This is a genomic window from Nostoc sp. JL23 (assembly GCF_017115065.1).
Lineage (GTDB): Bacteria > Cyanobacteriota > Cyanobacteriia > Cyanobacteriales > Nostocaceae > Nostoc > Nostoc punctiforme_A.
The window spans coordinates 19,605-32,538 of sequence record NZ_JABXKN010000041.1; the positions used below are offsets into that span (position 1 = coordinate 19,605).

At 43.8% G+C, this 12,934-nt stretch carries 11 protein-coding genes; 5 read left to right on the forward strand and 6 right to left on the reverse strand.

Annotated elements, in window-relative coordinates:
• Positions 1-370: 370 nt before the first annotated feature.
• From HWQ42_RS08340 to HWQ42_RS08350, 3 genes are all read right to left on the reverse strand, one after another.
• Positions 371-2,254: an N-acetylmuramoyl-L-alanine amidase gene (locus tag HWQ42_RS08340; protein ID WP_292810935.1), complete on the reverse strand. Its 1,884-nt coding sequence runs from the start codon at positions 2,252-2,254 to the stop codon at positions 371-373.
• A 640-nt stretch (positions 2,255-2,894) separates the two neighbouring features.
• The gene (locus tag HWQ42_RS08345) at positions 2,895-4,373 is read right to left on the reverse strand and encodes a cation:proton antiporter (protein ID WP_292810937.1); all 1,479 of its coding nucleotides are present in this window, start codon (positions 4,371-4,373) and stop codon (positions 2,895-2,897) included.
• A 147-nt stretch (positions 4,374-4,520) separates the two neighbouring features.
• Positions 4,521-4,700: a hypothetical protein gene (locus HWQ42_RS08350; protein WP_292810939.1), complete on the reverse strand. Its 180-nt coding sequence runs from the start codon at positions 4,698-4,700 to the stop codon at positions 4,521-4,523.
• A 59-nt stretch (positions 4,701-4,759) separates the two neighbouring features.
• Between HWQ42_RS08350 and HWQ42_RS08355 the strand changes: the two genes are divergently transcribed.
• A complete protein-coding gene (locus HWQ42_RS08355) occupies positions 4,760-5,503 on the forward strand; it encodes an SIMPL domain-containing protein (protein ID WP_292811022.1) in 744 nt (247 codons plus the stop codon).
• Between the two features lie 126 nt (positions 5,504-5,629).
• On the opposite strand, the gene HWQ42_RS08360 is transcribed toward HWQ42_RS08355, so the two are convergent.
• Positions 5,630-5,992, reverse strand: a complete 363-nt coding sequence (locus tag HWQ42_RS08360; RefSeq protein WP_174711502.1) for a single-stranded DNA-binding protein — start codon at positions 5,990-5,992, stop codon at positions 5,630-5,632.
• A 373-nt stretch (positions 5,993-6,365) separates the two neighbouring features.
• Here HWQ42_RS08360 and HWQ42_RS08365 point away from each other — a divergent pair, with 373 nt between their 5' ends.
• From HWQ42_RS08365 to ribD, 4 genes are all read left to right on the forward strand, one after another.
• Positions 6,366-7,373 carry a rod shape-determining protein gene (locus HWQ42_RS08365; RefSeq protein ID WP_292811024.1) on the forward strand — a complete coding sequence of 336 codons (1,008 nt, stop codon included), beginning with the start codon at positions 6,366-6,368 and terminating at the stop codon, positions 7,371-7,373.
• 101 nt (positions 7,374-7,474) lie between these two features.
• On the forward strand, positions 7,475-8,269 hold the full coding sequence (gene mreC / locus HWQ42_RS08370) for a rod shape-determining protein MreC (RefSeq protein WP_292810940.1): 795 nt from the start codon (positions 7,475-7,477) through the stop codon (positions 8,267-8,269).
• A 25-nt stretch (positions 8,270-8,294) separates the two neighbouring features.
• On the forward strand, positions 8,295-8,912 hold the full coding sequence (mreD, locus tag HWQ42_RS08375; protein ID WP_292810942.1) for a rod shape-determining protein MreD: 618 nt from the start codon (positions 8,295-8,297) through the stop codon (positions 8,910-8,912).
• A gap of 304 nt (positions 8,913-9,216) precedes the next feature.
• Complete coding sequence (ribD, locus tag HWQ42_RS08380) at positions 9,217-10,434, forward strand: bifunctional diaminohydroxyphosphoribosylaminopyrimidine deaminase/5-amino-6-(5-phosphoribosylamino)uracil reductase RibD (protein ID WP_292811026.1); 1,218 nt, start codon at positions 9,217-9,219, stop codon at positions 10,432-10,434.
• 39 nt (positions 10,435-10,473) lie between these two features.
• Here ribD and HWQ42_RS08385 read toward each other — a convergent pair whose 3' ends face one another.
• Positions 10,474-10,692, reverse strand: a complete 219-nt coding sequence (locus HWQ42_RS08385; RefSeq protein WP_292740664.1) for a hypothetical protein — start codon at positions 10,690-10,692, stop codon at positions 10,474-10,476.
• Positions 10,693-11,060: 368 nt separating this feature from the next.
• Entirely contained in the window at positions 11,061-12,875 is a 1,815-nt protein-coding gene (locus tag HWQ42_RS08390) for a serine/threonine protein kinase (protein WP_292810944.1), read from the reverse strand.
• Positions 12,876-12,934 lie beyond the last annotated feature (59 nt).

A 12,934-nucleotide genomic window follows, 5' to 3' on the forward strand; every position in this document is an offset into this window, starting at 1 on the left:
CCGTCATCGCGCACACTTGAGTTTGGCGCTGTTATTAAGACACAGCTAATGGCGTAAAATATAGCACGCTCCTCTGATTTTGCCATGCCATTAGCCTATATAAGTTTGACTGCCAATTTTAAATTTTAGATTCCCGATTTTAGTTTTTTGCCAGACTAGCGCCTTGCTACACTAACACCTGTTGTAGGTGATACAAATCCAAAATCTAAAATCCAAAATTTGTTGACTTGCAAAGTATCAAATGACAATAACAAAGAAGCTACTCTTATCCCGCCGCAAGAATACTTAAATTGTTTTACTACTAAATTGGATAAAAATGGTAAAGATTAGATGTATTTACTCAACAATTTAGAAATTTAGACTAAATTACTTATCTTCTCTTTAGATACTGAAGAACGCCACGAGCGATCGCTTCTGCCATTTGATTTTGGTAAGCTGAAGTTCTGAGCCTAGCCATATCCTGCCGACCAGTCATATAACCCGTTTCCACTAGAATGGAGGGCATGGAACTTTTTCTGAGGACATAAAATCTGGCTCGCCGCACTCCTCTGTCTTTGAGAGTACCAATACTTTGAAGAATGCTACTACGGACAATACGAGCTAGATTCAGCCCACTGTCGTAATAGTATACTTCTAAGCCATTAACATCGGGACGACTCGCACCTGCTGAATTAGCGTGAATGCTAACAAACACATCAGCATTCGCTCGCTCTGCTAATTGCACGCGTCCTGGAAGGGTAACAAAATAGTCAGAATCCCGCGTCATAATAACCTGTACGCCATTTTGCTGCAAAATCTCAGCAAGTCTCTTACCAATAGGCAAAATAACATCTTTTTCGCGTGCCCCCCCAATGCCAAGCGCTCCTGAGTCTTTACCACCATGTCCGGGGTCAATAATAACTACCACTCGCCCATTGGTAACTCGGCGCTGTGGTTGTCTTAAGGGTTGAGGATTTGGATTGTTTGGGTCAGGGAATGGCCCGCGGTTTGGCGGTGGTAGCCCAGGTAAAGCAAATGGTGGTCTTCCGGGGAGGGTGACAACTCGCCGAGAACCTTGTATTGGTAAAGCCAAAAGCTGGTCGCCGATTTGCCGGGGTTGCCCAAGTTGCACTCCTCCTGCGGGTTGAACTAAAACAACCACTGTATTGGTGGATGCTTGAGGTTGCAGACGTACCCGAAGAATGGGGCTATTGGGAGCAAAAGTAGGCCCTATAACTCTCGGAGCTAACTTAGCATTGGTAATTGTGACGCGGAAAATACCTAAGGATCTATCCCAGATTCCCGTAGCAGATAAAGGTTGGCTGCCTCTAATTAACAGTTGTTTGCCATTATCGGCAAGTTGCACAGACTCAATTGTTGCTGGCGAGTTATTGGCAGATGGTCTATTGGGGAAGGAAACGGCTTCTGACTGATTGTCCGAATTATTACTTCCAAGCAATCTGACAACCCGACTAGGTAGAACTATCAAACCACCATCGTTACTATTAGTTGCTCGCCAATCTGGGCTATTTTTATCTACCCGCAAAGTTAGGCGGACACCAGGAGGTTGGGTTTGCAATGAGGTGAATTCGACGCGGCTAATACCATGTTTGTTAACGGGTATATTACTCTGCTGCGTCAGACGTGATGATAAAGATGCACCAGAGATATCTACGAAGATGGTAGCGCGATCGCGGCTGCGAATTACCTGAATCGGCGGATTACCACCACTGGTACGAATGAACAACCCATCACCTGTTACCTGTAAGCTCTCAATTTGAGTTGCCCCTCGTCTAGTAGTAGCAACCCTTGAAATATTAGATTGACGTTCGGAGTCTGGGGTAACTACACTGTAAGCATTTCTAGGAGAAACAGCGACTTTTTCAACTTCTGGCTTCGGTAATTGCACTGTCCAGCGATCGCCAGTTGTACCAACAAATTGCACTCGTTTCGGGTCTAAACTGTAACCAGGAGCCAGTTCGACAACTATGCGTGTTGTATCTACATCAAACTGTCCAACACGGATTGAGCGAATTCCACCACCCACCTGTTGGGTTAACTGTGGACGACCAAATGTAGTTCCCGGCAAATCAATTACCAGCCGAGTTGGGTTGAAAATTAGTTGTGCTTGGGGTTGAACTGCTCCTACAGTATTAATTTCCAGCCTGTTTTGATTGGCATCAAAGCGCCAAGATTCAAGTCTCGCGGCCATTGCTGGCGACGATAGCATGAAGATAGTTCCAATAGTACTGGGTAGTAACCAGTGTAATTTCACAGTCCTTTCTCCTAATTCACATTCATGGGAGCCGTCAATATCTCAACTCATTGGTAAATCATCATCACACCATCACCACCTAAACTTGACCTCTGAATCCCTTGTTTGATTTTTAAGCCGATATTTAGACACAACTTAAATCATTTATCGGGTTTCAAATTAAGTTTAAATCCCCATGCGAAACCTTCCACCTTTACAGGTGGAGAACTCTGACTCCCAATATAGCTAGGAAACTGATAATTGATAGCTGTTTACTGATAAGTGTTTGTTCTTTGTTGCCATCAATGCACTGAGTAAATAATTCCCATTACTGTCAAACGATCTAGCAAGATTTATGGGTGTTACTCCCCAATTATCTGGAAAATATTCAGATAAAGGCTCACAAGCCAAGGGAAACTAGAAATTAAGTAACATTCTGAATGTTGGTAGAAATTATAAACAAATGATTATTCTACAATCACACGGGACGGAGATTTGAGGATAGAAGTTTCCACTGCATGATTGGAGCAGGGGAGCAGAGGGGCACGGGAGCAGAGGAGCAGGGGAGATTATATTGAACAAGTTTCTTCCTCTCTTCCCAATGCCCAATGTTCAATGCTCAATGCTCAATGCCCAATGCCCCATTCCCCATTCCCAATAATTAATGATCGCCAGAATCTGGAGTTACTCCCAAATTGCTGCTGTCATTTGATGCTGGCACCTTCGACTGAGGTGTTTCAATTACCAACGAAGTCCCAGAGGAACCGTCTAAAATTAGTTGCTCTGAGTTTCCGTCCACGGTTTTGGGATCTGGAAACACAAATCGTAACAATGGAGGAGCTAAAAAGGTTGTCAAGATAACCATCATGATAATTGCTGCTCCTAATGGTTTTGAGAGAGCGCCACTGGCAGCGCCGACACCAGCAAACACTAACCCAACCTCGCCTCTCGGAATCATCCCCACACCGATCGCTAAACGGTTGATTTCCGGTTGACCAAACACGCTTAAGCCTGTGATAACTTTACCGAGAATGGCTACTATGATCAGGAAAGTTGCCATAATTAGACCTTCTCGATTGTCGGGAATTGCTGGGTTTAATACTCCCAAATCGGTTTTTGCGCCAACAGTCACAAAGAAAATTGGCACTAACATATCGGCAATGGGACAAACTTGCCTTTGCAGTTCTTTACGCTTATCTGTCTCTTCTAAGACTAAACCAGCTGCAAAAGCTCCCAGAATTGCTTCTAAGTGGATGACGGCGGCAAGGTATGCCATCGCAAAGGCGAAAATGAATGCTGGGATTACTAGTCCACCGCGTGTTTTGAGTTGATCGGCGATCGCTACAAAGGACTTATTGAAAACATTGCCTAGTAGGATTGCTCCCAAAATAAAACCAGTGGCGCTGATAATCAAATAAATGACTTTGCTGACATCTACCACGCCGTCTTTAGCTAAACTGGCAACTACCGCTAAAACGATGATGCCTAGTACGTCATCAATTACAGCAGCACCCAAAATAATCTGCCCTTCTTTAGAATTGAGTCGCCCCAGTTCTGACAGCACTTTAGAAGTAATACCAATACTAGTAGCAGTCAAAGCCGCCCCTGCAAAAATTGCGGGTACAGCTCCAATCCCAAATAAAGTCATTAGACCCACAGTACCAGCCGCAAAGGGTACTACTACCCCAACTATTGCGACAACAGTGGCTTGGATACCAACTGCCATTAAATCTTTTAAATTCGACTCCAAGCCGATTTCAAACAGCAGAATGATCACACCCAATTCTGCCAGAACGGAAATGACCTCGGACTGGGCTGCAAACACCGCTGGAGTGGCTTCAGGCGTTAAACCAGCGGTGGTTTGAAGGAAGGACATAATCAAAGAGTTAGAACTGTCTGTGCCGCCCTCTGGAAACACCAAAAGGTGGAAAACAGATATGCCAACTACTACACCGCCAACGAGTTCACCTAAAACAGGCGGCAAACCCACTTGGTTTGATAATTCTCCACCAACTTTGCTGGCGAGATAAACGACTACTAAGCTTAGTAGTACTGCTTCGACTACCATTGAACTGTCTGCGGCTTCTGTTGCGCTAGCCAGCAGAGGAAAAGAGAAGTTGATTGGATCTAACAAATGCATTAGGTTCTCTGAAAATCCTTCTCTTTGATTCTGACGCGTTTCTGAAAAACATCCTATGGAAATGCTATTGGCAACTTCTTTAAATTAATTTGTGCCAAGTCCGCAGTAAGGACTTCAGTCTTTGATTTATAAGCACTAAAGTGCTTACTACAAACTATTAAAACTAGCTTGAGAAAGTACTAGTGTAATTTTTTTAGTTTCCAAAAATGTAACCATTTCAGCTTTTGACGATCGCAGTGTCAAAGTAAGAACATACAAATCGTATCTAGCGATCGCACTTAAGTTGTGAAAAACTGATGGTGGCTGTTGGCTCTCAACAACCACCATAAGATTGCTACATACCTTTATTCAAAACATCTGTGGATACTTTGAGGAGTGCAAATATGATGACTAGAGCCGCTTTACCTGGTTCTCAGTTTCCATCTGGAAACCTGTGGAAAATACTGCCTTTAGCAATGCTTGTATGTGCAACTTTTGTATTACCTGCATTCGCACAAGAAAAAGATAAATTGTGGCGAACCCTTAGTGTCAGTGGTCGCGGAGTGGAAACAATTCCGACAACTCTGGCACAAGTAAGTTTAGGAGTGGAGATTCAAGGGAAAACAGCCCAGGAGGTACAGCAAGAAGCCGCTCAGAGGTCATCTGCGGTGGTTGCGTTTCTCAAGAGCAAAAATGTTGAAAAATTACAAACTACCGGTGTCCGTCTCAACCCAGTTTACAGCTACACCAATAATGTACAGCGGATTACAGGCTATTCTGCCAATAACACTGTGAGTTTTAGTATTCCTGTTGAGCAAGCTGGGACATTATTAGATGATGCAGTCAAAGCCGGTGCAACACAAATTAACGGCATTAATTTTGTTGCGAAAGATGAAGCGATCGCAGCGGCTCAAAAGCAAGCATTAAAAGAAGCTACTCAAGACGCGCGGCAGCAAGCTGATGCAGTTTTCAGTGCCTTAGGTTTTAAATCCAAAGAAATAGTGAGCATTCAAGTTAATAATGCCAGTGCGCCTCCACCACCACCAATGTTTTTACGGGCTGAGGCTGCCAAGTCGGCTGATGCTTCCACCCCTATTGTTGGTGGTGAACAGCAAGTAGAAGCATCGGTGACGCTGCAAATTAGTTATTAGTCATTTGTCATTAGTCATTGGTCATTTGTCATTAGTCCTTTGTCATTTGTCATTTGTAAAGGCAAAGGACTAATAATCAATGCCCAATGCCCAATGCCCAATGCCCAATTCCCAATTCCAAATTAATTAAAAATGTTCTGAAGACATATCTCCTGCACCGCCCTCTCCATCGCGCTTAGAGCCTAATAATTCCAGTTGGTCTACTCTAATAATTGGTGTAGAACGGTTTGCTCCTGTTTGGCGATCACTCCATGTGTCAAACTTTAAGGAACCTTTGATGCCGATTAAGCTGCCCTTACGCACATAATTACCTGCTACTTCTGCAGTTTTATCCCATAATTCCAGAGTGAACCAGTCAGGTTCGTCGCTGTTGCGCGATCGCCTTTTTACCGCTAGTGTCAATCTACACTTAACACTACCAGACTCAAAATATTTTATATCTGGGTCGCCGCCTACACGGCCAACAAGAGTGACAATATTGATACTCATAGGTTTTACCTTTCAGTACAGGTGTACTTGTTAATTCCGACTTTCATCATAGCGAATTGTGAAAGACTTGAAAATAATGTGTTAAACAGTTAACAATATAATTGACTTGAAAATTTATACACACTATTTGGAGAAACACAGAAAAATATACGGATATACTAATCTAACCAGAGAATATCAAAAAGTACGGAGCTTGAGACATACTAAATATTCCTGGGAATCATATAAAAATATAGTCTAGTTAACTCAACTCAGGATACAAACATAATCGAATCAAGCACGATTAACTCTTACCGTTCTAGTAAAGAAGTATCGCACATAAGGGGCTTGCAGACGCGTGGGTATTTTTAGGAACTTTCGCACTTCATGGGATATGGGTATCGATCTCGGTACCGCGAACACCCTGGTTTATGTATCTGGTAAAGGTATTGTACTACAAGAACCTTCTGTAGTTGCTATCGATGTCAACGAAAAGGTAGCACTAGCAGTAGGTGAAGAAGCCAAAAAAATGCTCGGTCGCACACCGGGAAATGTGATTGCCCTCCGCCCTTTGCGGGATGGTGTAATCGCTGACTTTGAGATAGCCGAGCTGATGCTGAAAAGCTTTATTCAGCGTGTAAATGAAGGTAGGTCTTTGATTTTACCTCGGATTGTCATTGGTATTCCCAGTGGTGTCACAGGAGTAGAAAGACGAGCGGTGATGGATGCAGCTCACCAAGCAGGAGCAAGAAAAGTCTATTTAATCGATGAACCTGTAGCTGCGGCCATTGGTGCAGGACTACCAGTTGCCGAAGCTACAGGCAACATGATCATCGATATTGGCGGTGGCACAACAGAAGTTGCAGTGCTGAGTCTTCAAGGTACGGTGATTAGCGAATCAGTACGCATTGCTGGAGATGAACTGACTGATGCGATCGTTCAGTATATTAAGAAAGTTCATAACTTAGTCATTGGTGAACGTACTGCCGAGGAAATCAAGATTAGGCTTGGTTCTGCCTATCCGACTAATGATGATAATGAAGCGATGATGGAAGTTCGAGGCTTACACCTGCTTTCGGGTCTACCGCGAACTGTAACCATCAAAGCCCCAGAAATCCGTGAAAGCATGTTGGAACCGCTATCAGTAATCATAGAAGCTGTGAAGCGGACATTAGAACGCACACCGCCAGAACTGGCAGCAGATATTATTGACAGAGGTATTATGTTAGCTGGTGGCGGTGCTTTGCTCAAAGGCATAGATACCCTCATTAGCCATGAAACAGGGATTATTACCCACATTGCTGCCGATCCTTTGAGCTGTGTTGTGCTGGGAACAGGTCGTGTGTTAGAAAACTTTAAACAGTTGGAACGAGTTGTTACCGAAAGCTCTCGCAATATGTAGCAAAAAAAATATCAGAATTGAGTTCTATTTGAGTTCTATTTGGGTTCTATATAAATAGAATCCAAGTAGAACTTAATTTATATAAGTACATTCAGGTATATATGGTGACAATACGGCGTTGGTGGGATCGTAAAGGGTTGCAAATTGGGTTGTTAGCTTTAGTACTTGGTAGTGCTTGGATATTGCGACAGACTCAAGGTGAACTAGTGCTTGAGACATACCAGGCAATTACTCGTCCATTAGAGATGTTGCAGTCAGGGCCAACTCCAGAAGAACGTCTTAGAGATGCCCGGATAATGGAATTGCAAACTCGTATAGTAGATTTGGAAAGTCAAAAGACAAAGTTACAAGATTTATTAGGCTATGTGGAAAAAGAGCCGCTGGCATCACGTCCAATTCCAGCACGGGTGGTAGGACGTAGTGCTGACCAGTGGTGGCAGCAAGTTACGCTGAATCGCGGTGCGAATGCTGGGATTCAGGAGGGTTTCATAGTCAAGGCAGAAGGCGGATTGGTGGGTTTGGTGGAGAGTGTAACTCCTAATACTAGCCGCGTGTTGTTAATCAGCGATCTCAAAAGTCAAGTGGGTGTATCGGTTAGTCGCACAGCAGCTAAAGGCGTTTTGCGAGGAGATTCTTCTGCTGAAGCTGTATTGGAATTTTATGAAAAAGTTCCAAATGTGAAAGTAGGAGATTTAGTTTCCACATCTACTTACAGTCAGAAATTTCCCTCCGGTTTGGCAGTAGGACGAATTAAGTCGCTGGATTTAAAGAAACTCCCGGCATCAGTAGCAAAAATTGAGCTTTTTCCGCCAATCCGCTCTCTCGATTGGGTAGCTGTTTATCCCAAGCCAGAAAACCAAGAGTCGGCAAATCAAGTGCCGCAAAAGTCTAAGTAAATTCTTTGAAAAAATCCATAGAAAAATGAAGATTCCTGCATTTGGTGCTAGCAGGCAGAAAAAGCCAAAATCGTCAGAGCGAAAATCGAAATTCCGAATCCAGCCGCTTGCTCGTTGGCATCCCAGTATACGTCAGTTGTTGGGTTGGCTCGTGACGGCTAGTTCTGTACTATTATGTTTACTATTATTACCAACCCGATTCCCAGGTATGGAATTGTTGGGAATTGGCCCTAACTGGTTATTAATTTGGGTGGTAGCTTGGAGTGTAAAGCGCACGGTGTTTGCCGGAGCATTGGCAGGTATAGTTCTGGGGCTACTTCAAGATTCAATGACATCACCTAATCCGACTCATGCCATCAGTTTAGGTATAGTGGGGGCTTTAACTGGTCTGCTCCAGAAACAGCGTTTTATCGAAGAAGATTTTATTTCGATTGCTGTAATTGTCTTTGTTTTGGCAGTTTTGGCAGAAACTATCTTTGGGTTGCAATTAACTTTGCTCGGTAATGAGCGCAAGATGACAGATATTTGGACATATTATCAGCGCGTCGCTCTTGCCTCTGCCATTCTGAGTAGTCTGTGGGCACCTGTGGTCTATTATCCCCTGAATCTTTGGTGGCAGCGGATGAAATTGTTGGAGCAATAGTAAAGTTAGAGACGCGATTAATCGCGTCTGTACAAGAGTTAGGAAGGGGATAGGTTACAGGTGACAGTAAAGAAAATTATCTTTTGTACCCTGTAACCTAAATCTTTATGGAATTTGGGCAACCTCTGACAATATTGATTCAAGCTACAGTTAACTGTAAGTGTGAATATTACAGGCTCATGTCAGTTAAGACAGCTAATAATAGCGCCTAGTATTACTGTTTAATTATCAGGAGCAAAGCGCGATTCTCTTGTGGAGAGGCTGCGCGATCGCGTGCAGAATATTTACAGTGTTGCCTAAAATTATGGATAATTCCCCAGTGGTCGCTCAAGCAGATGCATCCTTACCAAATCACACTCAGGAAAATACACCAATAGTGGAGTCAGCAGCTGGCTCAAATTCACCACCGAAACCAAAGGTAGGAACTGACTTTGACTCTCGCATGATGCTACGGTGTTTGGAACTGGCTCGCCGCGCTTTAGGGCGGACTTCGCCAAATCCGCTAGTGGGAGCGGTGATTGTCAAGGATGGCGAGATTGTAGGCGTTGGATTTCATCCTCGCGCAGGTGAGCCTCATGCAGAAGTGTTTGCTTTGAGGGAAGCAGGCGATCTCGCTCGTGGTGCAACAATCTATGTCAGCCTCGAACCTTGCAATCACTACGGACGTACTCCCCCTTGTTCGGAAGGATTGATCGAAGCAGGGGTGGCAAAAGTAGTGGTAGGTATGGTTGATCCCAATCCACTGGTGGCTGGAGGTGGCATCGCCCGTTTACGGGCAGCGGGGATTGAAGTGTTGGTAGGAGTAGAAGAGGAAGCTTGCCGTCAGCTAAATGAAGCTTTTGTGCATCGCATTCTCCATAAGCGACCTTTGGGAATTTTAAAATATGCCATGACTTTAGATGGCAAAATTGCTACTACCTCTGGTCATAGCGCTTGGGTGACAAGTCAAGAAGCCCGCAGCGAAGTACATCTAGTGCGGGCGGCTTGTGATGCCATAATTGTCGGCGGTAATACAGTCCGACAAGATAATCCTTATTTAACCAGCCATCAGGTGGGGGCACATAATCCCCTGCGGGTGGTGATGAGTCGCCATCTCAACTTACCGGCAAGTGCCCATCTGTGGCAAACTGCGGATGCTCCAACTTTGGTGTTGACACAGAAGGGTGCTAACCCCGATTTTCAAGAACTGTTGCTCAAACAGGGTGTGGAGGTGCTGGAATTAGCATCACTGACACCGGATAAGGCAATGGCGTACTTATATGAACGAGGTTTTTGTAGCGTGCTGTGGGAGTGTGGTGGTACTTTAGCTGCTAGTGCGATCGCTCAAGGAGCAGTGCAAAAAGTTTTAGCATTTATTGCCCCAAAAATCATTGGTGGTAGTATTGCTCCCACACCAGTGGGCGATTTAGGTTTTACTACCATGACTGAGGCGTTGTCTTTAGAACGTGTTCGTTGGCGTGTAGTAGGCTCTGACTGCTTAGTAGAAGGTTATTTTTCCCAAAAAGCTAATAGTCAACAGTAATAACGCTTGACGATCAATCTATTTATCTTGATTTTGCAATCATGAACACTGTCGTTCATGGGCAAGATCGCGTATAAGGGCTAGTCGAGATTGAATGTAGTGGCTAAGAAAATCAGTTTCGTTAGAATCTAACAACACTTGCGTTTCGGTTTGTTTCACTAACCACTGCACTAAGCTAGCATCATCCAGTTGTAAAAGGAGCTTGGCTTGAGCGGTTTCAACCACTGACCAAAGCTGACGCATGATTGTAGGAGTCATCAGACCTCAATTGAATAATTTAGCTTTCCTAGTCTTCAGATTACACAATTCCAATCGAACTTTACGACATGAATGTAGAAGCTGAGACAAGTATTATTAAAAACTTAATAATGGTATTTATAACTTTATGAAGATTAAGAATTGAAAATAAAGAATGGGGAATGGGAAAAACAGATTTTTATGGATTTAGTTGCAAAATCTAGAAAACAAATGCGCTAATTCTAAAAATTGGGTTTTTGTGTTTGGGAAGACTGAAATTATCTTGATTGTAGCCGAATAAAATCAGTTTTTTAATCACTATGTTGAATACTGAGTCTGTCTTGTAGGATACAAAAACCTAACTTTTGAGAATGGTGTTTGCCAGAAAATTAACATTGTTTGGCTGTAGATGGATTTACAAAATCATGTAAATCTGCATCCCAAATGCTAATGTAAATAAAATCACATTGTTGGCGAATAATTTGGCCTTTGACTGAGCCATTCTTAAAACTAAAATTATCCGATTGGCGCTGTTGTACCTGTTTGAGTCCCTGCTTAATTTCTTCAGTGGCTTGCCCTGCTAACATTCCATTCAAGGTAGTCTCCATTACTTCTGGGTCTACCGATTGGGCAAAAGATACCTCAGTTTGGCGCAGCGTTTTAGAATTACGATCGAATAAGTAGCCAAGGTCAATTTTGTTTGGCACAAGTTTGTAAACGACAGCACGAGTTTTGCCCCATGCGCCTCTTAAATCTTGATTTGGTTTGCCGAGGGTAGCTTCTACGATGTTTCTTGTTGTACCTGTAGGGAATGCGGGAACGCTTTGTCTGCTGGCAGTGGCAGCTAATTTACTGCGCGGCTTGTTTTGTGGTGTGGAACGCGCTTCTGGTGTGGGAACAGCACTTGCCTCATTCTCTGGTTCTGGCTGTGGTGTGGATGTTACTACAGGTGCTGGAGTCTCTGAAGTTATAGGCTCTTTTTCTGGCTGTAGTATGGGTACAACTGGGGAATTAGAGGTTGGTCGCTGTCGTGGTGATGAGCTAGGGATAACTGGAACTGGAGAAGTTTGGGAGGAAACGGGCGGTTCAGTTAATTCAGGAGTCGGAAAAGATTCTGGCGATGGTGTGGAAGTTGTGCCAATGGTTGTTTCTGGTTGTTGCTGACGAATGATGCTAGGAATTGCTACTGCACCAATCAAGCCGCCTATGAGTAAACTACCAACAATCACAGCAGGTTTTTGCCAGTTTCTAGGAGTGGAAGATCCTGGAATCGCAGAATTGTTTTGCGGAGAATATAGTGGCTGGGTTTGTCGAGCCGATGCATTGGGAGAAAACCTGACTGTGGAAGTATTTGCAGCTAACTCAGTAGGTATATTACTAGCAGATTGCAGGGCATATAGCATTTTACTAGCAGTGCTGTAGCGATCGCCAGCATGAGGCTTAATTGCCTGATTAAGTACTGCCGTCAATTGGGAAGAGACGTTAGGGGCGTGCTGCTGCCAAAGTATTTCCCCAGTTTTTAGATCGGTTACTAGTTCTTGCGGGTGTTTGCCAGTCAGCAGATAAATTGCCGTTAAACCTAAACTGTAGATATCAGTGGCGTAAACTGGGCGGCCAACGGCTTGTTCGCTAGGCATATATCCAGGCGTACCAATGACAAGCGATCGCGTGGGGTATCCTGGAGAATTCACCACTGAACGGATTGTTTCTTTGACTGCACCAAAATCAATCAAAACTGGCTTGTTATCAACAGAACGCAGAATAATGTTATCTGGCTTGATATCTCGGTGAATAATGCCTTTACTGTGAACATAATCTAAAACTGAAAGCAGACTCAAGAGAATTTGCCGAACAGCAGTTTCACTCTCAAATCCTTTGGCTTCGACAATTTTTGTCAGAGTTTGGCCGTGAATCCATTCTTGGACGAGGTAAAATTGTCCATTTTCAGAAAAGTAGGCGTAGAGTTTGGGAATTTGGTGACTACTTTCACCCAAATACTCCAAGGTTGCGGCTTCCCGTTCAAACCGTTGTTGGATAAGTTGGTAGGTTTGCGGGTCATTATTGGTTATTGGTTTTAGTTGCTTGATTACACAGCGACGGCGAGAAGGCATGTGGACATCTTCTGCTAGAAAGGTTTCGCCAAACCCACCAGCGCCGATTACCTGGATAACTTGATAGCGATTGTTCAGCAGGGTTATTGTCATGAAAAATTATAAGCGTAGACACCCAGTGCGGAGCCGGAGATTTCTTGTCTTCTCCGAAC